23 protein-coding genes are annotated in these 25,794 nt (G+C 65.4%); 16 read left to right on the top strand and 7 right to left on the bottom strand.

The annotated features are described in order from the left end of the window. Positions 1-12 precede the first annotated feature (12 nt). On the top strand, positions 13-1,056 hold the full coding sequence (locus tag RMR04_RS04010) for a substrate-binding domain-containing protein (RefSeq protein ID WP_311913091.1): 1,044 nt from the start codon (positions 13-15) through the stop codon (positions 1,054-1,056). 61 nt (positions 1,057-1,117) lie between these two features. Here RMR04_RS04010 and RMR04_RS04005 read toward each other — a convergent pair whose 3' ends face one another. The 3 genes from RMR04_RS04005 to RMR04_RS03995 all read right to left on the bottom strand — a co-directional run bounded on the left by RMR04_RS04005 (position 1,118) and on the right by RMR04_RS03995 (position 3,454). Next, a complete protein-coding gene (locus tag RMR04_RS04005) occupies positions 1,118-1,960 on the bottom strand; it encodes a transporter substrate-binding domain-containing protein (RefSeq protein ID WP_311913090.1) in 843 nt (280 codons plus the stop codon). 47 nt (positions 1,961-2,007) lie between these two features. Beyond that, complete coding sequence (locus RMR04_RS04000) at positions 2,008-2,658, bottom strand: amino acid ABC transporter permease (protein WP_311913089.1); 651 nt, start codon at positions 2,656-2,658, stop codon at positions 2,008-2,010. A 124-nt stretch (positions 2,659-2,782) separates the two neighbouring features. Next, the gene (locus tag RMR04_RS03995; RefSeq protein ID WP_311913088.1) at positions 2,783-3,454 is read right to left on the bottom strand and encodes an amino acid ABC transporter permease; all 672 of its coding nucleotides are present in this window, start codon (positions 3,452-3,454) and stop codon (positions 2,783-2,785) included. A gap of 501 nt (positions 3,455-3,955) precedes the next feature. Between RMR04_RS03995 and RMR04_RS03990 the strand changes: the two genes are divergently transcribed. From RMR04_RS03990 to RMR04_RS03925, 14 genes are all read left to right on the top strand, one after another. After that, positions 3,956-5,098: an acyl-CoA dehydrogenase family protein gene (locus RMR04_RS03990; RefSeq protein WP_311913087.1), complete on the top strand. Its 1,143-nt coding sequence runs from the start codon at positions 3,956-3,958 to the stop codon at positions 5,096-5,098. A gap of 264 nt (positions 5,099-5,362) precedes the next feature. Then, positions 5,363-6,898: a xylulokinase gene (locus RMR04_RS03985; RefSeq protein ID WP_311913086.1), complete on the top strand. Its 1,536-nt coding sequence runs from the start codon at positions 5,363-5,365 to the stop codon at positions 6,896-6,898. Then, entirely contained in the window at positions 6,895-7,674 is a 780-nt protein-coding gene (locus RMR04_RS03980; RefSeq protein WP_311913085.1) for an SDR family NAD(P)-dependent oxidoreductase, read from the top strand. The genes RMR04_RS03985 and RMR04_RS03980 overlap by 4 nt, the downstream gene beginning before the upstream one ends. Before the next feature lie 4 nt (positions 7,675-7,678). Next, a complete protein-coding gene (locus tag RMR04_RS03975) occupies positions 7,679-8,635 on the top strand; it encodes an ABC transporter permease (RefSeq protein ID WP_311913084.1) in 957 nt (318 codons plus the stop codon). A 38-nt stretch (positions 8,636-8,673) separates the two neighbouring features. Then, a complete protein-coding gene (locus tag RMR04_RS03970; protein ID WP_311913083.1) occupies positions 8,674-9,615 on the top strand; it encodes a sugar ABC transporter substrate-binding protein in 942 nt (313 codons plus the stop codon). A gap of 162 nt (positions 9,616-9,777) precedes the next feature. Further along, positions 9,778-10,542 (top strand): ATP-binding cassette domain-containing protein, encoded by a 765-nt coding sequence (locus tag RMR04_RS03965; RefSeq protein ID WP_311913081.1) that lies wholly within the window; start codon positions 9,778-9,780, stop codon positions 10,540-10,542. A 4-nt stretch (positions 10,543-10,546) separates the two neighbouring features. Beyond that, positions 10,547-11,473 carry a nucleoside hydrolase gene (locus RMR04_RS03960; RefSeq protein ID WP_311913080.1) on the top strand — a complete coding sequence of 309 codons (927 nt, stop codon included), beginning with the start codon at positions 10,547-10,549 and terminating at the stop codon, positions 11,471-11,473. Positions 11,474-11,549: 76 nt separating this feature from the next. Next, the gene (locus tag RMR04_RS03955) at positions 11,550-12,071 is read left to right on the top strand and encodes a hypothetical protein (protein ID WP_311913079.1); all 522 of its coding nucleotides are present in this window, start codon (positions 11,550-11,552) and stop codon (positions 12,069-12,071) included. Positions 12,072-12,319: 248 nt separating this feature from the next. Next, positions 12,320-13,912, top strand: coding sequence for an ABC transporter substrate-binding protein (locus tag RMR04_RS03950; protein WP_410492196.1), 1,593 nt, complete (start codon positions 12,320-12,322; stop codon positions 13,910-13,912). Positions 13,913-14,049: 137 nt separating this feature from the next. Next, positions 14,050-15,666, top strand: a complete 1,617-nt coding sequence (locus tag RMR04_RS03945) for an ABC transporter substrate-binding protein (RefSeq protein WP_311913078.1) — start codon at positions 14,050-14,052, stop codon at positions 15,664-15,666. 159 nt (positions 15,667-15,825) lie between these two features. Continuing rightward, positions 15,826-16,836, top strand: a complete 1,011-nt coding sequence (locus RMR04_RS03940) for an ABC transporter permease subunit (RefSeq protein ID WP_311913076.1) — start codon at positions 15,826-15,828, stop codon at positions 16,834-16,836. Between the two features lie 13 nt (positions 16,837-16,849). Beyond that, positions 16,850-17,761 carry an ABC transporter permease subunit gene (locus tag RMR04_RS03935; RefSeq protein ID WP_311913075.1) on the top strand — a complete coding sequence of 304 codons (912 nt, stop codon included), beginning with the start codon at positions 16,850-16,852 and terminating at the stop codon, positions 17,759-17,761. 4 nt (positions 17,762-17,765) lie between these two features. After that, the gene (locus tag RMR04_RS03930; protein ID WP_311913074.1) at positions 17,766-18,791 is read left to right on the top strand and encodes an ABC transporter ATP-binding protein; all 1,026 of its coding nucleotides are present in this window, start codon (positions 17,766-17,768) and stop codon (positions 18,789-18,791) included. Beyond that, the gene (locus RMR04_RS03925; protein ID WP_311913072.1) at positions 18,788-19,768 is read left to right on the top strand and encodes a peptide ABC transporter ATP-binding protein; all 981 of its coding nucleotides are present in this window, start codon (positions 18,788-18,790) and stop codon (positions 19,766-19,768) included. The genes RMR04_RS03930 and RMR04_RS03925 overlap by 4 nt, the downstream gene beginning before the upstream one ends. 87 nt (positions 19,769-19,855) lie before the next feature. Here the strand turns inward: RMR04_RS03925 and RMR04_RS03920 are convergent, their stop codons facing one another. Then, complete coding sequence (locus tag RMR04_RS03920) at positions 19,856-21,070, bottom strand: extracellular solute-binding protein (protein WP_311913071.1); 1,215 nt, start codon at positions 21,068-21,070, stop codon at positions 19,856-19,858. A 196-nt stretch (positions 21,071-21,266) separates the two neighbouring features. Between RMR04_RS03920 and RMR04_RS03915 the strand changes: the two genes are divergently transcribed. Continuing rightward, positions 21,267-22,409: an AGE family epimerase/isomerase gene (locus tag RMR04_RS03915; protein WP_311913070.1), complete on the top strand. Its 1,143-nt coding sequence runs from the start codon at positions 21,267-21,269 to the stop codon at positions 22,407-22,409. A gap of 29 nt (positions 22,410-22,438) precedes the next feature. Here the strand turns inward: RMR04_RS03915 and RMR04_RS03910 are convergent, their stop codons facing one another. Genes RMR04_RS03910 through RMR04_RS03900 form a run of 3 tightly spaced genes read right to left on the bottom strand, consistent with a single transcriptional unit; the run spans position 22,439 to position 25,690 of the window. Then, positions 22,439-23,467 carry a Gfo/Idh/MocA family protein gene (locus RMR04_RS03910; RefSeq protein ID WP_311913069.1) on the bottom strand — a complete coding sequence of 343 codons (1,029 nt, stop codon included), beginning with the start codon at positions 23,465-23,467 and terminating at the stop codon, positions 22,439-22,441. Then, positions 23,464-24,504 carry a Gfo/Idh/MocA family protein gene (locus tag RMR04_RS03905; RefSeq protein ID WP_311913068.1) on the bottom strand — a complete coding sequence of 347 codons (1,041 nt, stop codon included), beginning with the start codon at positions 24,502-24,504 and terminating at the stop codon, positions 23,464-23,466. The genes RMR04_RS03910 and RMR04_RS03905 overlap by 4 nt, the downstream gene beginning before the upstream one ends. A gap of 1 nt (position 24,505) precedes the next feature. Beyond that, positions 24,506-25,690, bottom strand: a complete 1,185-nt coding sequence (locus RMR04_RS03900) for an extracellular solute-binding protein (RefSeq protein WP_311913067.1) — start codon at positions 25,688-25,690, stop codon at positions 24,506-24,508. Positions 25,691-25,794 lie beyond the last annotated feature (104 nt).

Genomic DNA, 25,794 nt, shown 5'->3' with positions numbered 1-25,794 from the left:
GACGGGAACCGCATGAGCACGCAAGCCAAGCCGAGGCAGGTCAAGCTGCGCGATGTCGCGCAGGCGGCGGGCGTGGCGGTCGGCACGGTCTCGCGCGTGCTCAACGCCAACCCGACCGTGACGGAGGCCGTCCGCCGCAAGGTGCAGGCGGCGATCGACGATCTCGGCTACGAGATGGATGTCGTCGCCCAGAGCCTGCGCGGCGGCACCACCAAGATGGTCGCCTGTGCCATCCGGGATTTCGACATCCCGCAATTTGCCACCTACATCAAGGAAGCCGAGCGGATCTTCCGCGAGAACGGCTACACGCTGCTGTTGTCGAGCACGACGAACCAGCCCGATGTCGAGATGGCGCTACTGCGCGCCTTCGAGCGCCGCCGCGTCGACGGCATCATGATGACGATCAGCGACGAGGGTCATGCCGGCGTCGCCAGGGCGCTCGCCGAAGCAGGCGTGCCCGTCCTGCTGATCGACCGCGACCATATCGGGACGCTGGACCGGGTGACCGTCGACCATTTCGGCGGGGCCAAGGTCGCGACCCAGCATCTGCTCGGCCTCGGCCATCGCCGCATCGCCATGCTCGTCGGCGACCTCAAGGCCTTTCCCTCACGCAGCCGCGTCGAGGGTTTTCGCGCAGCCTGCGCTGCGGCCGGGGTCGCGATCGATCCCGGGCTGCTGCGCGAACGGGTCCTCGACCAGGAGGACGCCTTCCGCGAGACGATGGCGCTGCTCAGCCTGCCGGATGCGCCGACCGCCTTCTTCGTCGCCGCGATGGACACGCTGGGCGGCAGCCTGCGGGCGCTGCGCGCACTCGGCCGCGAGGTCGGCCGCGATGTCGCCCTCGTCGCCGGCAGCGATTCAGACCTCGCCGAACTCTACTCTCCGGGCGTGACGGCGATCCGCTGGAACCTCGCCGAGATGGGCCGCCATGCCGCAACGATGCTGCTGGAACGCATGCGCGGCGAAGCGCCCGCGACCTCGCGCGCGCTCAAGCTCCCGACCACCCTGGTCATCCGGCAATCCTGCCAGGCGGTCACCCCAGGCAATCGCGATTGAGCCGATCGGAGCATTTGCGCGGCCGCCCTTGTCCGGCGGCCGCGCGAACCGGCAACCTCGCTCAGAAGGTCGGCATCGGAGGCAGGCCCGACAGAGGAATGCCAAACCAGCGCTTGTTGATCTCACTGAGCTGGCCGTTGGCGGCGATCTCGGCGATGAACTTGTTCGACCATTCCGCCAGCGCGGTATCGGCCTTGCGGAAGGCCATGCCGTTGGCCTGTTCCTTCAAGGTGATCTTCGGCTCGATGTTGAGCTGGGGATAGTCCTTGTTCAACTGCGCCAGGATGGTGTTGCTCGCGCCGATCGCCTGGATCTGCCCGGAGATGATCGCCTGCAGGGCGGTCGCATCGTCGTCATAGCGCTTGAGCTGGGTGCCGGCAGGCATGATCGCGCTGATCGCAGTGTCCTGCGTGCTGGCGCGCGCCGTGCCGATCGAGACGTTCTTCAGGTCTTCGGGCTTCTGGATGACGACGTTCTTGGGCGCCAGCACATAGATCGTCAGGGCGCTGTAGGGGTTGGAGAACAGCACCTGCTTCTGGCGCTCGGCGGTGATGCCGAAGGTGGCGATCAGGACGTCGATCTTGTTGGTCAGGAGATAGGGGATGCGGTTGGGGCCGGTCACCGGGACGAGCTCGAGCGGCACGCCGAGCGACTTCGCCATCAGCACGGCGACATCAGCATCGTAGCCCGCCGGCTTCTGGTTGGCGTCGGTACCGCCGAACGGCGGATAGTCGGTCAGCACGCCGACCAGAAACTTGCCGCGCGCCTTGATCTCGTCTGGCGTCGCGGCCGAAGCGGCGTTGCGGCTGAACGGCAGCAGCGCCGCCGCGAGGCCGAGCGCCAGCGTCAGGCTCATGGCTCTGCGGAATATGGCCCTGCGGGATATCGTCTTCAGTATGGTCATGGTCGTTTCTCCTGTGATTTCGATGGTGTTTTTCTAATCATTGTCACTCACCGGCTTGCGACGGCCAGTCTCCGCTCCATGATCTTGCTATAGGCCGAGAGCGGCCAGCAGATCAGGAAATAGACGAGCGCGACGAGCGCGAAGATCGTGAAGGGGCGGAACGTCGCGTTGTTGATGATCTGCGCCGCGCGCGTGATCTCGACGAAGCCGATGATCGAGGCGAGCGAGGTGCCCTTGATCAACTGCACCAGGAACCCGATCGTCGGCGGAATTGCGATGCGGAAGGCTTGCGGGATGATGATCAGGAACATGCGCGGCACATAGGTCAGGCCGAGTGCGCGCGCGGCCTCGGATTGACCGCGCGGCACGACCTCGATCGAGCCGCGCCAGATCTCGCCGAGAAAGGCGCTGGCGTGCAGCGACAGGCCCACCGCCGCGGCGCCCCAGGGATCGACGTCGATGCCGAAGATGCCCGGCACGAAGAAGGCCAGGAAGAGCTGCATCAGGAGCGGCGTGCCCTGGAAGATCTTGATGTAGCCGAGCGCCAGGAAGCGCAGCCATTTGAACTCCGCCGTGCGCGCCAGCGCCACAACGAGCCCGCCGATGCCGCCGCCGATGAAGGCGGCCAGGGAGAGAAGCAGCGTCCAGCGGACGGCCGTCACGATGAAGAAGATGTCGCCTTCGCTGAGGACGCGCATTGTCGGCTCTCCCAGATCACGTCGCCTTCGGACGGTTCCGCCCGAACGCGAAAAACGTGATCGATTCTAAAGCTTAGAGCATTGCTCCCACGAAAAACCGGTACCCACTTTTTCGCGCAATGCTCTAGCGCAGGCTGGGTTTGCGCAGCCAGATGCGTTCGATGGCGGCGAAAACGCCCCAGAACAGCACCGACATGGCGAAATACATGCAGGTCACGATGAAATAGACCTCGAAGCTGCGGAAAGTGCGCGACTGGATATCGCCGGCAGCAGCCGTCAGCTCGCTCGCCGCGATCGCCGAGCAGACGCTCGAATTCAGCATCAGCAGGATGAACTGGCTGGTCAGCGACGGATAGATCGCCTGGATCGCCGGCTTCAGGATGATGAAGCGGAAAATCTGCAGGGGCCGCAGGCCCAGTGACTTGCCCGCCTCGATCTGGCCCTTGGAGATGCTCTCGATGCCGGCGCGGATGATCTCGATGCCATAGGCGCCGACATTGACCACGAGCGCGAGCATGGCAGCCGTGTCGGAGGACAATCGGATGCCGGCCGCCGGCAAGCCGAAATAGATCATAAAGATCTGGATCAGGAAGGGCGTGTTGCGGATCGCCTCGATATAGCCGTCGAGGAACCATTGCAGCCAGCGCGGGCCCGATGTCTTGCCGAGCGCGCCAAGCACCGCCACGACCATGCCGATCGCCATGGCCACCCCCGACAGCACCAGCGTGTGGAGCGCGCCCGCAAGCAGATCCGGCCAATAGGCGAAGACATCCGCGAATTCGAATTGATAGCCCATGTCAGCGCCGCATCCGGACAGGGCGACAGGAACAAGCGGGCGGCGCAGGCTCGATCAAGACCAGGTTTCCTTATTCCCAGATCGTCTGGAGTCGGTTGAACCCGGCCACCGTGTTTTAAAAGTCGCGCGAACCACATCACTCCGGCAAGCGGCGCAGCTCATCAACTCGTTCCTTAGAGCATTGCGCGAAAAAGTGGGTACCGGTTTTTCACAAGAGCGATGCTCCAAACTAGCGATGCTCTAAACTTTGAGAATCGATCACGTCGCATTCGGACGGAACCGTCCGAATGCGACGTGATCTGGAGCATGACGCGCCAAAGGAGGAACCGACTTTCGAACGAGAGCCGCCTTGTATCCCGCGCACAAGGCAAGCCTCCTCTGGCTCTAAAGTCGAGGCAGCAGCGCCCAACCAATGAGGGTATCTCCCGAACGATCGAACTTTCGTCCTGACGCCCGCCTCGCCACCTTGCTCCTCGCAACCTCGAAAGTCCGGCCGCCGCCATGACAATCGACACCGCCATCTACGACCAGATCCGCGACACCACGCGCCGTTTCGCAGACGATGTCATCCGTCCCGCGGCAGTGGAACTCGACCGCAGCGAGGCCTTTCCAGCCGAGATCTACCGGCAGATGGCCGAACTCGGCCTGTTCGGCATCACCGTCCCCGAAGCGCTCGGCGGGACGGGGCTCGACACGCTGGCTTACACAATCGTCATGGAGGAGTTGTCCCGGGGCTACGCCTCGATCGCCGACCAATGCGGCTTGGTCGAGCTGATCGGGACGCTGCTCACGCGCTACGGCACAGCCGCGCAGCAGGCACGCCATCTGCCGGATATCCTCAAGGCCCGCACCCGCGTCGCCTATTGCCTCACCGAGGCGGAGGCCGGCTCGGATCTGTCCAATGTCAGGACGACGGCGAAGCCCACAGCCGAGGGCTGGGTGCTGAACGGCGGCAAGCTCTGGATCCACAACGCGCCGGTCGCCGATCTCGGCTTCGTGCTCGCCTCGACCGACCCGCAGGCCAGGCATCGCGGCATGAGCATCTTCATCGTCGATCTGCACGCCAAGGGCGTCTCGCGCGGCCAGAAGGAGCACAAGATGGGCCAGCGCGCGAGCCAGGTCGGCGGCCTGAGCTTCGACGATGTCCTGCTGCCGGCCGATGCCTTGCTCGGCGAGATCAATCGCGGCTTCCACATCATGATGAGCGTGCTGGAAAAGGGCCGCGTTGGCATCGGCGCGCTGGCGGTCGGCATCGCCCAGGCCGGGCTGCAGGCCGCGCTCGGCTACGCCCGGGAGCGCCGCCAGTTCGGCAAGCCGATCCTCGAGAACCAGGGCCTGCAATGGATGCTGGCTGATATGGCCAAGGACATCGCCGCCGGCCGCGCTTTGGTCGAACGGGCTGCCGGCCTGATCGACGCTGGAGCCTCGGCGACCTCGGCCGCCTCGATCGCCAAATGTTTTGCCAGCGACATGGCCGTCGCCCAGACCGCCAACGCCGTGCAGATCTTCGGCGGCACCGGCTACATCCAAGGTTTCGAGGTCGAGCGCCTCTACCGCGACGCCAAGATCACCCAGATCTATGAAGGCACGAACCAGATCCAGCGCACGATCATCGCCAAGGAGTTGATGAAGAACGGAGCCTGAACCGACCAACCTCGATCCCGCCATTCGGCAAACGACCCGGGGGACTGCAGCGGGCGCCGCTCGCGCCGGCTTGATTTATCCCGGGCTTGTCCCTCACATGCGGCGCCGGAGAGGGGCCGTATTGTGATCGATCGTCAGGACATTGCCGGCTGCCTGGAGCATTGCCTTCCGCTTACCTACGACGATCATCGAGATCGGCACTAACTTGATCCTCCAGGCCATCGACCGCTTCATCATTCAGCGCCGGGCTCCGGGTGTCGCGCCATGAGCGTCGTCCTCGCTTGCGATCTCGGCGGCACGAGTTTCCGTGCCGCGCTCGTCGATGCCCAGGGCGTGACGCTCGCCGAGAGCATGATTCCGGGGCCGGTGAGCCTCGACCGGATGGGCTGGTCGGAGATCGACCCGACCGCATGGTGGCAGATCCTGATCGAAGCCTGCTCCGCAATCGCGAAGGCGCAGCCGGCACTGTTCTCTCATGTCCAGGCCGTGGCGATCTGCGGCGTCACGCGTACACAAGTTTTCCTCGGACGCGGTGGAGAGCCGTTGCGCCCTGCCATGACCTGGAAGGACACGCGCTCGGAAGCCGCCGCCACCCGCCTGCGCGAGCGGCTTGGCGACGCGCATCCCGAAAGCGCGCGGATCAACGCCTTCCATCCCCTGGCGCGCCTCGCCTGGCTGCATGAGCAAGAACTGCACGAGGAGGAGGCGACGTTCCCGGGCCTCGGTTCGGTGCTGGAGCCGAAGGACTATCTGAATTTCAGGCTGACCGGTCGCCAGGCCGGCGATCCGGTCTCGATGGCGCGCCTGCTTGCCTCCGCCGAGATCGTCGCAGGCATTGACCCGCTCGCCGCGGTCGGCTTCTCCCCTGCGATCCTGCCCGAGGTACTGGAGCCTTGCCAGGCCGTCGGACCGGTCCAGGCCGATTTGCCCGCGCCGTTCGACGTGATCGCGGGGGTGCCGGTGTTCTGCTCGTCCAACGACACCTGGGCCGCCGTCGCCGGGCTCGGCGCCATGCGGCCCGGCTATGCCTACAACATCTCCGGCACAACCGAAGTGCTTGGTGTCGTCAGCGAGCGCGCAGCGGAAGCCGAGGGGTTGATGACCGTTGACTGGCGCGGCGTATCGCAGCTCGGCGGCCCCAGCCAGAACGGTGCCGATACGGTGTCCTGGCTATTGTCGCTGCTGGCACGCGGCGATGGCGACCACACCGCCATCGGACGCGATATCGACGCCCTGCTCGCCGGACCACGCCACGCCCAGCCGCTGCTCTTCCTGCCCTATCTGCAAGGCGAGCGCGTGCCTTACTGGAATCCGTCGCTGCGTGGCGCCTTCATCGGCCTCAACCGCCAGCATGGCGCGACCGACCTCGCCTGGGCGGTGCTAGAAGGCGTCGCCTTCCTCAACCGGATCGTGCTGGAGCGCGCGGAAGCCGCGCTCGGTGCGCCCGTCTCGGAAATCCGCTTCGGCGGCGGCGCGGCCAACAACCGGCTCTGGTGCCAGATCAAGGCCGATATCTGCCAGCGTCCGGTCGTCGTTGGCCATGCGAAGGAGCCTGGCATCCTGGGCGCGGCGATCGTTGCCTGGACGGGGCTCGGTCGCTTCACCTCGCTTGCCGAGGCGCAAGCTGCGCTGGTCAGCGTCTCCGCGCGCTTCGAGCCCGACCCGGCACGCGCCGCGCTCTACGACAACCTGTTTTCGCTCTACCGCCGCAGCGAAGCGGCGCTCGCGCCGATCTCGACCGAGCTTGCGGCCCTGTCGCACGGCACCGACGCCCTGACCGCAAGGAGGCCCGCGCCATGAGCGCTCCTGTCACGCTCATCACCGGCGCTTCAGGCGGCATCGGCGGCGCACTCGCCGCCATGCTGTCGGCTGCCGGCCATCGGCTCGTCCTCTCCGGGCTCGACGCCGCACAGCTTGAGGAGATGGCCGAAGGGATCGCCCGCTCAGGCGGCGAGGTCGCAACGATTGCCGGCGATGTCCGCGACCACGATTTACCGCAGCAACTCGTCGACCTCGCCATCGCGCGCTTTGGCCGGCTCGACAACCTCGTCACCGCGGCGGGAGCTTCCCGATCCGTCACGCTCGTCGAAATGGAAGACGATGAGTGGGACAAGCTCCTCGACATCAACCTGTCGGCGGTCTTCCGCATCTCCAAGGCCGTGACGAAGCAATTGATCGCGCAGGGCGAGGGCGGCGCCATCGTCCACATCTCCTCGATCGCCCATGCCAATGGCGGTGCAAATCTCGCCTACGGCTCAGCCAAAGGTGGCGTCGCCACCTTGACCTATGGCATGGCCCAGCAGCTCGGCCCGCATGGGATCCGGGTCAACGCAGTCGCTCCCGGCATCATCGACACGCCGATGGTGCGCGGTGGCTTCGCGCAGCAATTCAACACCCTGGTCGCGGGCGCGGCGGCCCGCACGCCGCTCGGCCGGCTGGGCAGACCCGAGGATGTCGCAGCCGTGATCGCCTTCCTGCTCTCGCCCGGAGCCGCCTTCGTCACCGGCGCGCTGATCCCGATCACAGGTGGCATCGAGATCCTGTCGCCGATCTCGACCATCGCCAAGGGGGCATGAGGCCGTGCTCGGGATCAACTGGCGCGATGTGATCGGATATTATGGCACGGCTATCGCCGGGCTGGTCCTGATCGCCTTCTTCCTGGTTTTCGCGCCGAATTTCGCCAGCGCGACCAACATCGTCAATGTGCTGAAGGATACGAGTTTCCTCGCCATCCTGGCGCTCGGCTTCGCGCTCGCCTTCACTGTCGCCGAGCTCGATCTCTCGATCGCTGAGACGGCGAGCCTTGCCGCCGTCGTCTGCGGCTGGCTGATCCAATCGCAATATCCGCCCGTCGTTGCCGTCGTGGCTGCGATCGGCGTCGGCGGCGCGCTCGGCGCGTTCAACGGCTTGGGCGTCACCGTGCTGCGCATCCCCTCCCTGATCATGACGCTGGGCACGGCGGCGATCGCCAAGGGGCTGGCCTTCATGATCACGCAGGGCATCGCCTTCGTCGGGCGCTGGCCGGTGAATTTCACCGGCCTGGCGCGCGGCACCACATTCGGCATTCCCAATCTCGTCCTCTGGATGACGGCAGTCACGCTCTTCGCCTATGGCCTGGTCAAATGGACCCGCACCGGCGCGCATATGGTGGCGACCGGCGAGGCCGACGAAGCGGCGCGGCTCGCTGGCATCGCAACAGGCAGGATGAAGCGGATCGGCCTGCTGCTGACCGGTCTCTTCGCCGGCATCACGGCCATGCTGCTGGCGGCAAGCCTGTCCTCGGCCGCGCCCAATATGGCGGGCGACTACCTGCTCTATGCGATCGCCGCCGTGCTGCTCGGCATGACCATGTTCGAGCCCGGCAAGCCCAATGTGCCGGGCACGGTCTTCGCCGCGCTGGTGCTGAAGGTTCTCGGCAATGGCTTGGTGATGATGGGCGCACCCTATTACGCTCAGGATATCGTTCTCGGCGTCATCATCATCGGCTCGGTCGCCTTCTCGGCCAGCGCGATGAAGAAGGCGGCGTTCAAGGTCTAACGGCGTTCATGGTCTAAAAGACAGGGGGAGAGGTCATCATGTCAGGGTTTCGCAAATTCCTGGTCGTAACTGCGGCGCTGCTCGCGCTTTGCCAATCGGCTGAAGCCTTCGAGGTCGGCGTCATCGGCTTCCAGTTCTCCTCGGAGACGCATGCGCGCGTCGCCAATGCGGCTGCCGCCGCCGCCAAGGCCAAGGGCTGGGGCGTGACGCTGCTGAATTCGGAGGGCTCGCTGCCCAAGCATGCCGAGCAGTTCGACGCGCTGATCGCCAAGAAGGTCGATGCGATCATCATCGCGATGGGCAAGCCGGTCGAGGCCGACGCTCAGTTCAAGGCGGCCAAGGACGCCAAGATCCCGGTGATCACCGTGCAGTCCGGCGCGAGCCCGCATGCGCTCTTCGACATCCAGAGCAATGAATACAAGATCGGCGCCGATGCCGCGCTCTATCTGCTCGGCCAGCTCGGTTATCAGGGCAACATCGTCACCGCCCGCTTCGACCTCAACGTCGCCTCGCGCATCCGCGGCAAGGTGCTGGACAATGTGCTGGCCGAGAACCAGGGCGTGAAGGAGCTCGGCAAGTTCTCAATGGCCCGCACCCAGAGCTGGAGGGATGATGTCCGCGCCGGCATGCAGGCGCTGCTGCTGCAGAACCAGGGCAAGATCAACGGCATCTGGGCCTCCTTCGACGGCCAGGCCTACATCATCGACGACCTGCTGCAGGCTCAAGGCGTCAAGAAGGGCCAGATCCCGCTGGTCTCGGTCGATGGCGGCAAGGAAACCTATGCCCGCATCGCCGACCCGGCCTCGACCTTCACCGCCACCGTCTCAATCCCCTTCGAGGAGATGGGCAAGCAGGCGGTCGACGCCATCCAGACCATCGCCATCGACAAGAAGCCGAAGGAGACGGTGACGAGCGGCCCTTATCTCTTCACCGAGGCCGTGCTGGTCGACAAGACCAATGTCGACAAATTTCTGAAGTGAAGCCTTGAAGGGGTCCGTGCGCTCCTTCACCCGTCATGGTCGGGCTTGTCCCGACCCTCCACGTCTTCGCTGGTCGAGGGGCGTGTTCAAGACGTGGATGCTCGCCACAAGGGCGAGCATGACGGGAAGGGCGCGACGCCTTTTGCGAACTGGTTCCGACATATGACAGAATCCACTCCCCTCCTCTCGCTGCGCGGCGTCAGCAAGAGCTATGGCGCCGTCGCCGCCGTGCGCGAGGTCGATCTCGACATCTTCCCCGGCGAGGTCGTGGCGATCTGCGGCGACAATGGTGCGGGCAAGTCGAGCCTGATCAAGGTCATCTCTGGCGCAGAAGAGCCGACGGCCGGCGCGCTCGCCATGCGCGGCAAGCCCGTCGCTTTCGCCTCGCCGCAGGAGGCCCTCAAGCATGGCGTCGCAACGATCTACCAGGATCTCGCCCTCGCCCCGCGTCTCTCCATCGCCCAGAACGTCTTCATGGGCTCGGAGCTGACGAGGCCGGTCCTGCTGCCCTTCCTGCGCGTGCTCGACAAGGCTGGGATGCGCGAGCAGGCGCGCGGCTTCCTCGCGCAGCTCTCGGTCACGGTCGCCGACATGGACCGCCCGGTGGAGCGGCTCTCCGGCGGCCAGCGCCAGGCGGTCGCGATCTCGCGCGCCCTGCGCTGGAACGCCGAGATCATCATTATGGACGAGCCGACGGCGGCACTCGGCGTCAAGGAGACGGCGCTGGTGCTCGACCTGATCCGCAAGCTGAAATCGGATGGCCGCACCGTGATCCTGATCAGCCACAACATGCGCGATGTCGTGGCGCTGGCCGACCGGGTCGTGATCATGGGAGCAGGCCGCAAATATGTCGACCGGCCGATCGGCGATCTCAGCGCCGACGACATCGCCCATATGATCATGAGCGGCAACGCCAAGGCGGCCTGAAGCGATGCGCGAAACGATCATCATCGACACCGATCCGGGCCAGGACGATGCGGTTGCCCTGCTGCTCGCCTTCGCCAGCAGCGACCGGCTCGACCTGCGCGCCATCACGACGGTCGCCGGCAATGTCCCGGTCGCCCAGACCACCGCGAATGCGCTGCGCATCCGCGAGCTTGCCGGTGCCGCGACACCCGTCCATCGCGGTGCGGAAAGCCCCCTGCTCGTCCCGCTCGAAACCGCCGAATTCGTCTGCGGGCCGGACGGGCTGGCCGGCGCCGATCTGCCGCCGCCCCAAAGCGAGCCCGCACCCGGCCATGCCGTCGAGGCGATCATCGCACTCTGCCGCGCTGCGCCGGATGACAGTGTCACGCTCTGCCCGCTCGGGCCGCTGACCAATCTCGCGCTCGCCTTCCGCCTCGCGCCCGACATTCTGCCGAAGGTGAAACGCATCGTCTCGATGGGCGGGGCGCTCGGGCTCGGCAACATGACGCCGGCGGCCGAGTTCAACATCTATGTCGACCCCCACGCCGCCGCGATCGTCTATGCTTCAGGCCGGCCGATCGTGATGATGGGGCTCGGCGTGACGCATCAGGCGATCGCGAGCCATCAGCAGGTCGCCGCGATCGGCTCGCTCGGCACCGCGACCGGCAAGGCAATCCACGGCATGCTGACACGGCCGCGGCCTGGTGGGCTCGGCACGGCCGGCCACCCGATGCATGACCCTTGCGTCATCGCCTTCCTGCTCTGGCCTGAACTGTTCGAGGGACGCGATTGCTTCGTCGCGGTCGAGACCTCGGACGGCTCCCAGCGCGGCCGCACGACGATCGACTGGAACGGCCGGCTGAAGCGCCCGGCCAATGCCCATGTCGTCGCGGGCGTGCAAGCCCATGAACTGTTCGAGCGCATGACCGCGCGCCTCGCCACCCTCCCCTGACCGGAAGCCGCCGGCGCGCGTTTTTTCACGCGAACCGGTGTCCACTTCGCTCGAAAACGCTCTCGAGGAGATCCGCATGCCCCATTTCGTCGAAGAGCTTCAGCAGGAAGCGGCAGGCGCCATCGCGCGCATGAAGCAGGCCGCGCTTGCCGCCCGCCACATCCACGCCCGCGCCGAATTGATGCGCCATATGCTGACGACCGCGAAAAAGGTCGCCGGCAAACCGAAGGTCGAGGCTGTGGAGACCGTCGTGAGCGAGTGGATGCAGGCCTGGAATCTCGAGCGCACGCAATGGCCCCATATCGCCCGCGAGATGGAGACTTTCACCGAAGCCTTCCACGACTACGCCAACACCCCCTCGGACGCGCATGATGCCATTCTGCGCCAGAGCTGCGAGGCTCTGGATGCGGCGCTCGCCCGCGAAGACACCTCGATCTCCGACCAGATGGCCTGGCGCTCGCAATGCGCCCATGGCTGGTGGGACAAGGTCAGCCCGACGCCGACCGACCTGCCCGGCAGCAAGCCGCGCCCGTCCATTCCGCAGCCGGCGGCCAACACTGCGTTCTGGGACCAGGCTTGCGCCGATTTCTGTCGCTGAAACGGCGGTCACGACGATCCTGTACCAGACATCTGAGCAATTTGGCATCTGAGCCATTTGGATAAGACACCTGTCCTTACAACCCCCGCAAATCCGCTACCCAGCTTGCTCGCATTCCAATAAGCTCCGTCCCAATCGGGACCAAGTTCCGGCCGGGCCGAGGCTCGCGCCATGGTCCCATGAAAGATCGAACGGAGTTGGGCATGAACGACCCTGAACCGTGCGATCACAAACTGGGGAAGCTGATTATGAAGAAGATTTTGCTGGCCACGCTCTCGGCGTCGGCCCTGATGGCGGCGCAGCCGCTGATGGCCAAGACCCTGATCTATTGCTCCGAAGGCAGCCCCGAGAATTTCGCGCCGAGCATCAACACCACCGGCACCTCCTTCGACGCCAACACCCAGATCTACGACACCATCGTGCAGTTCGAGCGCGGCGGCACCAAGGTCGAGCCGGCGCTCGCCCAGAAATGGGATATCTCGGCGGACGGGCTGACCTACACCTTCAGCCTGCGCAAAGGCGTGAAGTGGCACAACACCCGTGCCTTCAAGCCGACGCGCGACTTCAACGCCGACGACTTCATCTTCATGATCGACCGGCAGTGGAAGGAGAGCGACCCCTATTACAAGGTCACCAGCTCGAACCACTCCTACTTCAACGACATGGGCATGCCCAAGCTGTTGAAATCGGTCGAGAAGATCGACGACTACACCGTCAAGATCACGCTCAACCAGCCTGAGGCGCCGTTCCTCTCCGACCTCGCGATGCAATATGCCAGCATCCAGTCCAAGGAATATGCCGACGCCATGCTCAAGGCCGGCACGCCCGAAAAGATCGATCAGGACCCGATCGGCACCGGCCCGTTCTCGCTGGTGCAGTACCAGAAGGACGCGATCATCCGCTACAAAGCCTTCCCGGATTACTGGGCGGGCAAGGCCAAGATCGACGACCTGATCTTCGCGATCACGCCTGACGCCTCCGTCCGCTGGGCCAAGCTTCAGAAGGGCGAATGCCATGTCATGCCCTATCCGAATCCGGCCGATCTGGACGCGATCAGGAAGGACGCCAATGTCCAGATCCTGGAGCAGCCGGGCCTGAACATCGGCTACCTCGCCTACAACACCACCAAGAAGCCCTTCGACGACGTCAAGGTCCGCCACGCGGTCAACAAGGCGATCAACAAGCAGGCGATCATCGACGCGGTCTATCTGTCGAGCGGCATCGCCGCGATCAACCCGATCCCGCCCTCGATGTGGTCCTATAACGAGACGATCAAGGACGATCCCTATGATCCGGCGGCGGCCAAGAAGGAGCTGGCCGAGGCGGGCTATCCGAACGGGCTGGAGATCGACCTCTGGGCGATGCCGGTGCAGCGTCCGTATAATCCCAACGCCAAGCGCATCGCCGAATTGATGCAGGCCGACCTCGCCAAGGTCGGTATCAAGGCCGAGATCAAGACGTTCGAATGGGGCGAATACCGCAAGCGCCTGCAGGCAGGCGAGCACCAGACCGGCATGTTCGGCTGGACCGGCGACAATGGCGATCCGGACAACTTCCTGCACACGCTGCTGGGTTGCGCTGCCTCCAAGAACAACGGCGGCAACGTCGCGAAGTTCTGCTACCAGCCCTTCGAGGATCTGGTGCTGAAGGCCAAGACGATCTCCGATCCGGCGCAGCGCACCGAGCTCTATCGCCAGGCCCAGGTGATCTTCAAGGAGCAGTCGCCCTGGTTCACCATTGCGCACGCGGTGCAGTTGAAGCCGATCCGCAAGGAGGTGAAGGACTTCAAGCTTTCACCCTTCAGCCGTCATGTCTTCTACGGCGTCGACATCACCAATTGAGGCCTTGGCCCGCCTGATGCATTGACGGCTGGGCGTGGCTTTCGAGCCGCGCCCGTTTTGCTAGAGCAGGATGCGAAAAAGTGGGAACCGGTTTTTCGCGTCCAGCTCGGCCTTTGATCGTCTTCGGAGAAACCACCATGTCCGTTCGCATGTTCGCCGCCGCTGCGGCCCTTGGCTTGAGCGCCCTCCTGCTGCCGAGTACGGCCGGCGCGCAGGCTCTCGTCGTTTGCTCCGAGGCCAGCCCCGACTTCCTCAACCCGCAGTTCTCGTCGCAGAACACAGCCTATGATGTCGCGGCGCAAATCTACGACAAGCTGGTCACGACCGAGCGCGGCGGCTCTCAGATCATTCCCAGCCTCGCCGAATCCTGGTCGATCTCGGATGACGGCCTGACCTACACCTTCAAGCTGCGCCGCGGCGTGAAATGGCACTCCAGCAAGATCTTCACGCCGACGCGCGACTTCAACGCCGACGACGTGGTCTTCACGATCACGCGGATGTTCGACGAGAACCACCCCTATTACAAAGTCGGCGGCTCGAATTACCAGTTCTTCGGCGAGATCGTGAAGCCGAGCCTGAAGGCGGTCGAGAAGCTCGACGACTACACCCTCAAAGTTACGCTGACCAAGCCTTATGCGCCGCTCCTGAGCGCGCTCTCGGTCGAGCCGATGTCGATCCTCTCGGCCGAATATGCCGATGCGATGATGAAGGCAGGCACACCCGAACAGGTCAATCAGGCGCCGATCGGCACCGGGCCGTTCTCGCTCGTCGTCTACCAGAAGGATGCGACGATCCGCTTCAAGGCGGTGCCGGACCATTGGACCAAGGCAGTCGGCAATCGCGACCGCATGGCGCTGGTCAGCGACCTGATCTTCGTGATCACGCCCGACGCCTCGGTGCGCTATGCCAAGGTCAAGTCCGGCGAATGCCAGATCGCGCGCTATCCCAATCCAGGCGATCTGCCGGCGATGCGGGCCGACTCCAACCTGACCATGCTCTCGGGCAGCATTGCCGATCAGAGCTTCCTCGCCTTCAACCAGCAGAAGAAGCCCTTCGACGACAAGCGCGTGCGCGAGGCGCTGGTCTACGGCACCAATATCCCCGCCATCATCGACGCGGTCTATCAGGGCACCGGCAAGCAGGCGGCGGCGCTCGTGCCGCCCTCGCTCTGGTCGCATGACGACGCGTTGAAGCCGCGCCCTTACGACCCCGAGAAGGCCAAGGCGCTGCTCGCCGAGGCCGGCTACCCCAACGGGTTCAAGACCGTGCTCTGGGCCATTCCAGTGGTGCGCGCCTATATGCCCAATGGCCGGCGTGCCGCCGAACTGATCCAGGCCGACTGGGCCAAGATCGGCGTCCAGGCCGAGATTCAGAGCTATGAATGGGGCGAATACCTCAAGCGCGGCCGTGCCGGCGACCATGAGGTCGGCATGTTCGGCTACACCTGGGACTATCCCGATCCGAGCCAGATCCTGCTCTCGGGCTGGCATTGCGACGGCGTCAAATCCGGCGCCAACCGGGCGCGCTGGTGCAACAAGGAGTTCTCCGACCTCCTGACCAAGGCCAACACGATCACCGACCAGGCCGAGCGCACCAAGATGTTCGTGCGCATGCAGGAGATCTTCCAGGAGGATGTCGGCGGACTGCTCTTCGCCAACGCGCAGGCCTTCACACCGGTGCGCAAGGACGTGCAGAACTACAAGATCCATTTCTTCGGCGGCCAGCCCTTCGTCGGCGTCTCGCTGGCGAAATGATTTGAAAAACCGGGCGCGGGCCTCTCAAAGCCGCGCCCGGATTGCCTAATCCACAGGCAGGATTTGCAGGCGCGCTCGACCTTGTTGTAACAGGACCAAATAAAATCTGTCGCGACGATCGGTTCACGCGGCGAACAGGCCGACAAGACTGGGGCTCCGATGCTTCGCTTCATCCTCACACGCGTCAGTCTCGTGATCCCGACTTTCATCGGCATCACGATGCTGGCCTTCTTCCTGATCCGGCTCGTGCCTGGCGACCCGATCGAAACCATGGCCGGCGAGCGCGGCATCGACGCGACGCGCCATGAGATACTGCGCAAGGAGCTCGGCCTCGACCGGCCGCTGCTGGTCCAGTACGGCATCTATATCGACCGCGTGCTGCATGGCGACCTCGGCAAGTCGATCGTCACCCGCGAGAGCGTGATCTCGGAATTCAACGCGCTCTTCCCGGCGACGATCGAGCTCGCGCTCTGCGCCATCTTCATCGCGCTGGCGATCGGGCTGCCCGCCGGCATCATCGCGGCGGTCAAGCGAAACTCCATCTTCGACCACGGTGTGATGGGCCTGTCGCTGACGGGCTATTCCATGCCGATCTTCTGGTGGGGCCTGCTGCTGATCCTGCTATTCTCGGTCCAGCTCGGCATCACACCGGTCTCGGGCCGCATCGCGGTTCAATATTACATTGAGCCCGTCACCGGTTTCCTCACCGTCGACAGCCTGCTGGCGGGCGATTGGGACGCCTTCAAATCGGCGCTGTCGCATCTCGTCCTGCCCTCGATCGTGCTCGGCACCGTGCCGCTCGCCGTGATCGCGCGCATGACGCGTTCGGCCATGCTGGAGGTGCTCGGCGAGGACTATATCCGCACCGCGCGCGCAAAGGGCATGGCGCCTTTGCGCGTCGTCGCGCTGCACGCCCTGCGCAACGCCTTGATTCCGGTCATCACGGTCATCGGCCTGCAGGTCGGCGTGCTGTTCACCGGCGCGATCCTGACCGAGACGATCTTCTCCTGGCCGGGCATCGGCAAATGGCTGATCGAAGCGATCAGCCGGCGCGACTACCCGATCCTGCAAGGCGGCACGCTTTTGATCGGCGTCGTCGTGATGAGCGTCAATCTGTTCGTCGATCTGCTTTACGGTCTGATCAACCCCCGCATCCGCCATGCACGTTGAGGGGCGCTGAACCATGACCGCCGAAACCCTGGAAGCCCCGAGCGCGACCGCCCATGCTGGCGCCCCGCCTCATCCCTTGCGCGAGTTCTGGAGCTATTTCAGCGCCAATCGCGGCGCAGTCGCAGGCCTCGTCGTCATCGTCCTCGTGCTGCTGGCGGCCGTCTTCGCCGAGGTGCTGGCGCCGCATTCGCCCTATCTGACGAACAACGCTGTCTTCCTGAAACCGCCGGCCTGGCAGGAAGGCGGCTCGTGGAGCTATCCGCTCGGCACCGACGCAATCGGCCGCGACATTCTCTCGCGCCTGCTCTATGGCGCGCGCCTCTCGCTGGTCATCGGCATCGCCGTGGTGGCGCTCGCCATGGCGCTGGGCATCGTGCTCGGCCTGGTCGCGGGCTTCTTCAAGGGCATCACCGAAATCATCATCATGCGATTGATGGACATCGTGCTGACGATGCCGAGCCTGCTGCTCGCCATCGTCATCGTCGCGATCCTGGGGCCGGGCTTGATGAACGCGATGCTGGCCGTCGCGATCGTGGTTCTGCCGCATTATGTCCGGATCACGCGCGCCGCCGTCATCGCCGAGACCTCGAAGGACTATGTCGTCGCCGCCAAAGTCAGCGGCGCAGGCACCCTGCGACTGATGTTCAGCGAAGTGCTGCCCAACTGCACCGCCCCCTTGATCGTGCAGGCGACGCTCGGCGTCTCCACAGCGATCCTGGACGCCGCAGCGCTGGGCTTCCTCGGCCTGGGCGCGCAGCCGCCGACGCCGGAATGGGGCACGATGCTGGCCGATGCGCGGGAGTTCGTGCTGCGCGCCTGGTGGGTGGTGACGCTGCCGGGCCTGGCGATCCTGATCACCGTGCTCGCTTTCAACCTGCTCGGCGATGGCTTGCGCGACGCCCTCGACCCCAAACTGAAACGCTAGAACAATGCCGCTGCTCGAAATCGAGAATCTGAGTGTCGAATTCCCGACCTCCGCCGGCACGCTGAAGGCCGTCGACCGCATCAGCCTGACGCTCGACGAGGGTGAGATCCTCGGCGTCGTCGGCGAGTCCGGCTCCGGCAAGAGCGTCACCATGCTCGCCCTGATGGGCCTCGTCGCCTATCCCGGCAAGATCACCGCCGACCGCCTGATGTTCGGCGGACGTGACCTGCTCGCCATGTCCGACCGGGAGCGCCGCAAGCTCACCGGCAAGGATGTCGCGATGATCTTCCAGGAGCCCAGCACGAGCCTCAATCCCTGCTTCACCATCGGCTTCCAGATCGCAGAGACGCTCAGGAAGCATGAGGGCATGGACGGCAAGGCGGCGCGCCGGCGCGCGATCGAACTGCTCGAGCAGGTCGGCATTCCCGCTCCCGAGAGCCGGATGAAGGCCTATCCGCACCAGTTGTCGGGCGGCATGAACCAGCGCGTGATGATCGCCATGGCGATCGCCTGTAATCCGCGCCTGCTGATCGCCGACGAGCCGACCACCGCGCTCGACGTCACCATCCAGGCGCAGATCCTCGATCTCCTGATCTCGCTGCAGCGCGAGCGCGACATGGCCCTTGTCCTGATCACCCATAATATGGGCGTGGTCGCCGAGACGGCGCAGCGCATCATGGTGATGTATGCCGGCCAGATCATGGAAGAGCGCAACGTCGCCTCGCTCTTCGCGGCCCCGCAGCACCCCTATTCCGCAGCGCTGCTCGCCGCCTTGCCCGAGCGCAGCGAGGGCGAGCATCGGCTCGCGACCATTCCCGGCATGGTGCCGGGCCTGCATGACCGGCCCAAGGGCTGCCTGTTCAGCCCGCGCTGCGCTTATGCCACTGATCATTCCCGCCTGGTCCAGCCGGAGCTGCGGCCCTGGCAGGACGGGCAGATCCGCTGCCACTACCCGCTCGGTGATCCGCAGCGCGACGCCCTGCGCGCGGCCGGCGGCAATCAGCTCGCGGCCCCGGAGACGACGCCGTGACAAACCCGGTCATCGATGCGCGCGAACTGACGCAAACCTATCCGGTCAAGCGCGGCCTGTTCCGCGCGCCGGCGAGCCTGCAGGCCGTGAGCCGGGTCTCCTTCACGGTCGAACCTGGCAAGACGCTCGCCGTCGTCGGCGAATCCGGCTGCGGGAAATCGACGCTCGCCCGGATGGCGACCCTGATCGAGACCCCGACATCGGGCGCGCTGACGCTCGACGGCCTCGACGCGATCCACCCGCCGTCTTCCGAGAAGACAAGGCTGCGCCGTACGGTGCAGATGGTCTTCCAGAACCCTTACGGCTCGCTCAATCCGCGCAAGCGCATCGGCGCGATCCTTGAGGAGCCGCTGCTGATCAACACCAAGCTGAGCAAGGCCGAGCGCACCGAGAAGGCGCGCGCCATCATGGCCAAGGTCGGCTTGCGTCCCGAGCATTACAGCCGCTACCCGCATATGTTCTCGGGCGGCCAGCGCCAGCGCATCGCGATCGCGCGCTCGCTGATCCTCTCGCCGAAGCTGCTGGTTGCCGACGAGCCGGTCTCGGCGCTCGACGTCTCGATCCAGGCCCAGGTGCTGAACCTGCTCGCCGATATCCAGGACGAATTCGGGCTGGCCTATCTCTTCATCTCCCATGATCTCGGCGTCGTCCGGCACATCGCCCACGACGTGATGGTGATGTATCTCGGCCATGCCATCGAGCACGGCCCCAAGCAGGCGATCTTCGCGCGCCCGCTGCACCCCTACACCCAGGCTCTGCTCGCCTCGACGCCGCGCGTCACCACGGAAAAGCGCGAGCGCATCGTGCTGAAGGGCGAATTGCCCTCGCCGCTGAACCCGCCCAAGGGCTGCGTCTTCTCGACCCGCTGCCCGCATGTCACCGATCTCTGCCGCAGCGAGCGCCCGCCCGCCCGGGAGCTCGACCAGCGCCTGGTCGCCTGCCACTACGCCGAGCGCTTCCTCGCGCAAGCCGCCTGAGCCGAGAGACCGGACCCATACGAAAAAGGCGGCGCGGATGAACCGCGCCGCCTTCTCGTTTCGGGCCTGGACCGGCCGCTGGACAACTTATTTCCGCTTGGTGCCGACTTCCTCGTCCCAGCGGCGGAAGGCCACGACCATCTTGTCGGGCGTCAGCGGCGTCTCGATCGGGTTATTGGCGATCAGGTCGGCATATTCGGGCCGGCCATATTCGGCGATCGCCTTCTGGCTGCTTTCGGGCGCCATCGAGAGCGGCACGTCCTTCACCGCCGGACCCGGATAGAAATAGCCCTCGTCATAGGTGAAAGCTTGCTGCGCCGGCGTCATCGTGTGGCTGATGAGGTCGAGGATGACGGCGAGCTTCTCGCTCGAGACGCCCTTGGGCACGAACATGTACTGGGCGTCGGAGACCCAGTGGAAACCCTTCAGCGTCTGGATCTTGGCTTCCTTCGGCACGATGCCGAGCGCACGCGGATTGATGTCCCAGCCGGTGGTCGAGACGATCATGTCGCGCGAGCCGTCGCCGAGCTCCTTCATCGTCGCGCCAGTTCCCGTCGGGTAGTACTCGATGTTCTGTCCGAGCTCCTTGAGATAGGCCCAGGTCTTGTCCCAGCCATTGACCGGGTCCTTGGGATCCTTGTCGCCAAGCAGATAGGGCAGCCCCATGATGAAGGTACGACCCGGACCGGAATTGGCCGGGCGGGCATAGAGGAAGCGGTTGGGGTTCTGCTTGGTCCAGGTCAGCAGCTCCTCGGCCGTGGTCGGCGGCGTCTTGACCTTGGCCGGCATGTATTCGAGCAGCGGACCGGAGGGGTAATAGACCACGCACATGCCCTGGCCGCTGCCGAGATTATGCATGTCGAGCGCGGCTTTGAGCAGGATCTTGGTCGGATCGGGCAGCGACGCCGCGTGAGCCGGCAGGAGCGGTTCCCAGAGATTCTGCTCGATACCGGCGGAGAGCGCATCCAGGCCGCCGATGATGAGGTCGATATCGACCCGGCCGGCCTCCTGCATTGCCTTGATCTTGCCCGGCAGCTCCGGCGCCGGCGCCTTGGTGAAGGTCATGCGCGAGACCAGATTCTTCTTGGCGTCGCGATAATTCTCCAGCGGCTTCTGCAGCAAAGCGAGCGCACCGCCGACATCGATCACGCTGATCGCAACCGGCGATTTTGGCAGCGCCAGCGCCTGCGCGAAGGCACCCGTCGCCCCCAGTGCCGGCAGGGTCGCCAGCACGGCTGCGCCGCCTTCGACGAATTGCCGGCGTGAGGTGCCCGGCCTTCTTGTCCTCTGATCGTCTGTCATCGTTTGTCTCCCTTGCTTGGTTGCTTCGTCAGGCCGGAACTCCGTCGAGTCAGGCCTGACGTCCTTGGCCGCAGCGCCGAGGCGGATGCGGAAATGAGATGGCGCGCGCTCGCACCGCGCACTTGTCGAAAGCCGCGGCGTCCCGATACATCGCCTTCGAGCTGCCCCGACGCCGGGGCCTGCAAAGGACGACGCCATGCCTGCCGACACCGCCGAGACTCTTTCCGGCTGGCTGAGGGAAACGCTGCTGCCGGGCTGGCTCGCGCGCGTCTACGACCCCGCCCGGCCCGGCTTCGTCGAGATGCTCGAGCCCAGCGGCGCAGCCTCCGGCAGCGACATCCGCAGCACGCTGGTGACGGCGCGCCTGACCTATGTCTTCAGCCACGCCCATCTGCTCGGCGTGCCCGGCGCCCTGGACGCCGCGCGCCACGGCATGGCCTTCCTCTGGGAGACCTGCCGGCGCCCCGATGGCCGTTTCTGCCATCGCTGCAGAACGAGCGGAGAGGTCGTCGATACCAGGTCCGATTTCTACGACCTCGCCTTCGTGCTGTTCGCACTGGGCTGGTACGGCAAGGCGAGCGGTGACGGCCAAGCCTTCGCGCACGCTGAGGAGGTGATGAGCTTCATAGAGACGACCCTCGCCCACCCGAGCGGCGGCTTCGCCGAGGATACGCTGGGCACGCTGCCGCGCCGGCAGAACCCGCATATGCACCTGCTCGAAGCCTGCCACGCTCTGGCCGAAGCGAGCGGCGACAGGCGCTGGCTCGCGCGCGCGGACGCCATCGTCGCGCTGATGCGCACGCGCATGCTCGATGAGGCGACAGTTTCGCTCGGGGAGTTCTTCGGCGAGGATTGGAGCGCCTGGCCGGAACCGCGCCGGCTCGTCCGCGAGCCCGGCCACCATTACGAATGGACCTGGCTGCTCTACCACCATGAGCGATTGACGCATTCCGCCAGCGCCCGCGTCGACGCGCGCCGGCTCTATGGCTTCGCCGAGCGGCACCGCGATCAAGGTACGACGCATCCCATCATCAACGAGATCGATCCCAACGGAGCGGTCCTGAACGGTGCGGCGCTGCTCTGGCCCCAGACCGAATATCTCAAGGCGCTCGTCGCACGGATCGAGTTCGAGGGCGACGAGGCCGGAGCCGACCGGCTCGACGCGCATCTGCGCCTGATGTTCGACCGCTTCGTCGATCGCAAGACCGGGCTTTGGATCAACCAGATCGACAGCGCCGCGCACGCCATCGTCGAACCGGTCCCGGTGCGCGTGCTCTACCACCTGCTGCTCGCCTGCACCGAGATCGTGCGGCTGCGACCCGAGACAAAGCTGCCGTAGAACATATGAGCGGCGGCGCGAGCCCGGACTCATGATACCGCTCCCTCGCCAGCCTTCCAGCCCGCTGCCGCGAGGATATCGTCGACGAGCCGCTGAGAGGTCAGCGCCTCCTCGCCGGTCACGACCGGATCGCGGCCCTGCGTGATCGCCTCGAGGAAATCGGCAATCACGGCGCGATGGGCGTCATGCGGGAAATCCATGATGTTGGCGCCGCTGCCGGTCGAGCCCTCGGCCTCGACGATCTCGGAGCGGCCGTCGAGGAACGACAATTCCAGCCGGCCGCCGACCAATGCGGCAAACCCCTTGCCGCCGATGATCTCAATGCGCTCGGGGTGGCCGGGATAGGCGGCCGTGGTCGCGACCAATGTCGCGGGCGCACCGCCAGCGGTTTCGAGCAGGGCCGAGACGTAGTCCTCCGTCTCCATGCGGTGCAACGCCGTGGTGCGGGCCTGCGCCGCCACGACCTTGGAGACGCCAACCAGCGAACGGAACAGGTCGAGCGAATGGATCGCCTGCGTCAGCAAGACGCCGCCGCCATCGCGCGCCAGCGTGCCGCGCCCCGGCTCGTCATAATAGGATTGCGGCCGCCACCACGGCACCCGCAGGAAGGCGGCCTCGACGCTGCCGAGCTCGCCGTCGTCCAGCGCAGCCTTGAGGCGAAGGCTCGCTGGCCTGAAGCGATGCTGCAGCACGACGCCGAAGACCTTACCGGCCTTTCGCGCCACCTCGACGAGGCGGGCGCCGCGCGCGCTCGTTAATTCCAGCGGCTTCTCGACCAGGACATGCTTGCCGGCCTCAAGGCAGCGCGCCGACGCATCGAGATGGCTGCTCGGCGGTGTCAGAACAATCGCTGCATCAACGGCGGGGTCCGCCAGAACAGCGTCGAGATCGGTTGTCACCGGGAAGGGAAACTGCTGGGAAAAGGCGTCCGCACGCTCCCGTGAGCGGCTGACCGCCCAGCGCACCTGGCTGCTATCCGCGAGATCGAGCAGGCTCTTGGAATGCGGCAGCGAAGCCGGCCCAAGCCCGATGATGGCGATGCCGACCTTGCCTGTCATGCGCGTGAACTCCCTGGCATGGCCCGGCCCGGTTCCTCTTGCAGACGCACGGCCCTGGCCTGCGCCTCCAACGCCAAACGGCAGACCGTAAAGACATGGGCCTGCGCCATGGCCGTTTCCGTCCGCGCGCCGATATCGGCGACGAGGTTGCGGAAATAGGTCAATGGCTCCTGCGAGGCGTCGATATGGCGCGTGCCGGCCTTGTCGACGAGGAAGACATGGTCGGTCCCCGCTCGGCCGGCGATATCGACATATTTGCGCAGCTCGATCGTGCCCTCGGTTCCCAGGATGGTGAGCCGTCCGTCTCCCCATGTCGGCAGACCATCGGCGGTGAACCAGTCGACGCGGATATAGCCGCCGGCCTGCGGGCTGCGCAGCAGGATCTCGCCGAAATCCTCGAAATCGGACAGATCGTTCGCGCCGAAATGACCGGTGGCGGAGGCCACGATCTCGGCCTCGCGCGAACCGGTGAAGTGCAGGAACTGGTCGATCTGATGCGAGGCGATATCGGTCAGGATGCCGCCGAACCTGGCCTTGTCGAAAAACCAGCCGGGCCGGATCGCGCGGTTGAGCCGATGCGGCCCGAGCCCGATCGTCTGCACGACACGCCCGATCGCGCCATCCGCGATCAATTTGCCGGCGATGATGGTCGCGGGAACGATAAAGCGCTCGGAGAAGCAGACCGAGACGATGCGGCCGGTCTCCGCCACAACCGTCTCGACTTCGGCCAGCTGCGCCAGCGTGGTGACGCCGGGCTTGTCGACCATGACATCCTTGCCGGCCCGCATCGCACGGATCGCGAGCGCGGCGCGCTCATCGGGAATGCCGGCGCAGACGATCAGCTCGATCGAGGGGTCGTCGAGAAGTTCGTCCGTGCTGCGCGGCGCGAGAGCGGGAAAGCGCTCGCGGAAGCCTGAAAGCACGCGCTCGTCGCTGGTCCGCGGATCGAAGCCGACGCATTGCGCGCCGGCCTCGATAAGTCCGCCCACCATGTGGAAGATATGGCGGTGGTCCAGCCCTGTCGCGGCGAAGCGCATCCTATTTCGGTGCTCCGTGCCCGACGCCGATCTCCTGGTCCCAGCGCCGGAAGGCGGCGACGAGACGCTCCGGCGTCAAGGGCGGCCTGGTCGGCAGCTTGGCGATGAGGTCGTCATATTCCGGGCGGCCATATTCAGTGAGGACGTCGCGGCTTTCCTGCGGCGCCATGGCAAGCGTCACGCCCTTCACCGCCGGCCCTGGGTAGAAATAGCCCTTGTCATAGGTCGCGGCCTGCGCCTCGGGCTTCAGCATATACGACATCAGCGCCAGCAGCACGGCGATCTTGTCGGCCGGCACGCCCTTGGGAATGCACATGAACTGGGTGTCGGGAATCCAGTGCGTGTTGGCCAGCACGAAGACCTTGGCCTCCTTCGGCACGATGCCAAGCGCGCGCGGATTGATGTCCCAGCCCAGCGTCGAGACGATGACGTCGCGCGTGCCCTCGCCGAGCTCCTTCATCGTCGGCGTGGTGCCGCCGGGATAGTAGTCGATGCCGGTGCCGAGCTCCTTGAGATAGGCCCAGCTCTTGTCCCAGCCCTTCATCGGGTCGGACGGATCGGCATCGCCGAGGATGTAGGGCAGGCCCTGCAGCCAGGTCCAGCCGGGGCCGGAATTGACCGGCCTTGCATAGGTAAAGCGCTTCGGGTTCTGCTTGACGTAAGCCAGGAACTCCTCCGCCGTCTTGGGCACGACCTTCAGGCGTTCGGGCGCATATTCGAAGAGCGGGCCCGACGGCGAATAGACGACGGCGACGCCTTCGTTCTGGCCGAAATTGCGCTGCATCATCAGCGCCTGCTCGTGATAGACCTCCTCGGCCTTGGGCAGTTTCGCCGCATGCGATTTCCAGACATCGACCCAAAGCCCCTGCTGGATGCCGTCCGACATCGCGCCCGGCCCGGTCAGGACGAGGTCGATATCGACGCGGTTGGCCTCCTGCTGCGCCTTGAGCTTCGCCGGCAGTTCCGGTGAGGGCGCCCGCGAGAAATTCAATCGCGAGATCAGCTTGGGATTGTCTTTGCCGAAGCGCTCGATCGCGGCCTGCGTCAATTGCAGATTACCCGCGACATCGATGATGTTGAGCGCCACCGGCGCGGCCTGGGCGCGGGCCCCGGTCGCGGCAAACGCGGCAAGTCCCGCCGCGCCGGCCACGACGCGTCTGCGTGTCGGATATGTCGAATCTGTCATGGCTTATCTCCCTGAAGGTTCGACCCTCTATCCGCCCCCTTTGACAGGGCGCGCCGGGGCCTTGAATTCATCCCTCCGCAGCCGGCCCTGAGCCGGCTGCGCTA

The sequence above is a fragment of the Bosea sp. 685 genome, assembly GCF_031884435.1.
Classification (GTDB): domain Bacteria; phylum Pseudomonadota; class Alphaproteobacteria; order Rhizobiales; family Beijerinckiaceae; genus Allobosea.
This window is presented reverse-complemented; position numbering and strand designations above follow the sequence as displayed.

Coding starts and splice junctions, on each gene's coding strand:
- RMR04_RS03900 (WP_311913067.1), bottom strand. CDS start 25,690: ATGACAGATTCGACATATCCGACACGCAGACGCGTCGTGGCCGGCGCG.
- RMR04_RS04005 (WP_311913090.1), bottom strand. CDS start 1,960: ATGACCATACTGAAGACGATATCCCGCAGGGCCATATTCCGCAGAGCC.
- RMR04_RS03950 (WP_410492196.1), top strand. CDS start 12,320: ATGAAGAAGATTTTGCTGGCCACGCTCTCGGCGTCGGCCCTGATGGCG.
- RMR04_RS03930 (WP_311913074.1), top strand. CDS start 17,766: ATGCCGCTGCTCGAAATCGAGAATCTGAGTGTCGAATTCCCGACCTCC.
- RMR04_RS03965 (WP_311913081.1), top strand. CDS start 9,778: ATGACAGAATCCACTCCCCTCCTCTCGCTGCGCGGCGTCAGCAAGAGC.
- RMR04_RS03935 (WP_311913075.1), top strand. CDS start 16,850: ATGACCGCCGAAACCCTGGAAGCCCCGAGCGCGACCGCCCATGCTGGC.
- RMR04_RS04000 (WP_311913089.1), bottom strand. CDS start 2,658: ATGCGCGTCCTCAGCGAAGGCGACATCTTCTTCATCGTGACGGCCGTC.
- RMR04_RS03985 (WP_311913086.1), top strand. CDS start 5,363: ATGAGCGTCGTCCTCGCTTGCGATCTCGGCGGCACGAGTTTCCGTGCC.
- RMR04_RS03990 (WP_311913087.1), top strand. CDS start 3,956: ATGACAATCGACACCGCCATCTACGACCAGATCCGCGACACCACGCGC.
- RMR04_RS03905 (WP_311913068.1), bottom strand. CDS start 24,504: ATGCGCTTCGCCGCGACAGGGCTGGACCACCGCCATATCTTCCACATG.
- RMR04_RS03980 (WP_311913085.1), top strand. CDS start 6,895: ATGAGCGCTCCTGTCACGCTCATCACCGGCGCTTCAGGCGGCATCGGC.
- RMR04_RS03920 (WP_311913071.1), bottom strand. CDS start 21,070: ATGACAGACGATCAGAGGACAAGAAGGCCGGGCACCTCACGCCGGCAA.
- RMR04_RS03910 (WP_311913069.1), bottom strand. CDS start 23,467: ATGACAGGCAAGGTCGGCATCGCCATCATCGGGCTTGGGCCGGCTTCG.
- RMR04_RS03960 (WP_311913080.1), top strand. CDS start 10,547: ATGCGCGAAACGATCATCATCGACACCGATCCGGGCCAGGACGATGCG.
- RMR04_RS03970 (WP_311913083.1), top strand. CDS start 8,674: ATGTCAGGGTTTCGCAAATTCCTGGTCGTAACTGCGGCGCTGCTCGCG.
- RMR04_RS03915 (WP_311913070.1), top strand. CDS start 21,267: ATGCCTGCCGACACCGCCGAGACTCTTTCCGGCTGGCTGAGGGAAACG.
- RMR04_RS04010 (WP_311913091.1), top strand. CDS start 13: ATGAGCACGCAAGCCAAGCCGAGGCAGGTCAAGCTGCGCGATGTCGCG.
- RMR04_RS03995 (WP_311913088.1), bottom strand. CDS start 3,454: ATGGGCTATCAATTCGAATTCGCGGATGTCTTCGCCTATTGGCCGGAT.
- RMR04_RS03940 (WP_311913076.1), top strand. CDS start 15,826: ATGCTTCGCTTCATCCTCACACGCGTCAGTCTCGTGATCCCGACTTTC.
- RMR04_RS03945 (WP_311913078.1), top strand. CDS start 14,050: ATGTCCGTTCGCATGTTCGCCGCCGCTGCGGCCCTTGGCTTGAGCGCC.
- RMR04_RS03955 (WP_311913079.1), top strand. CDS start 11,550: ATGCCCCATTTCGTCGAAGAGCTTCAGCAGGAAGCGGCAGGCGCCATC.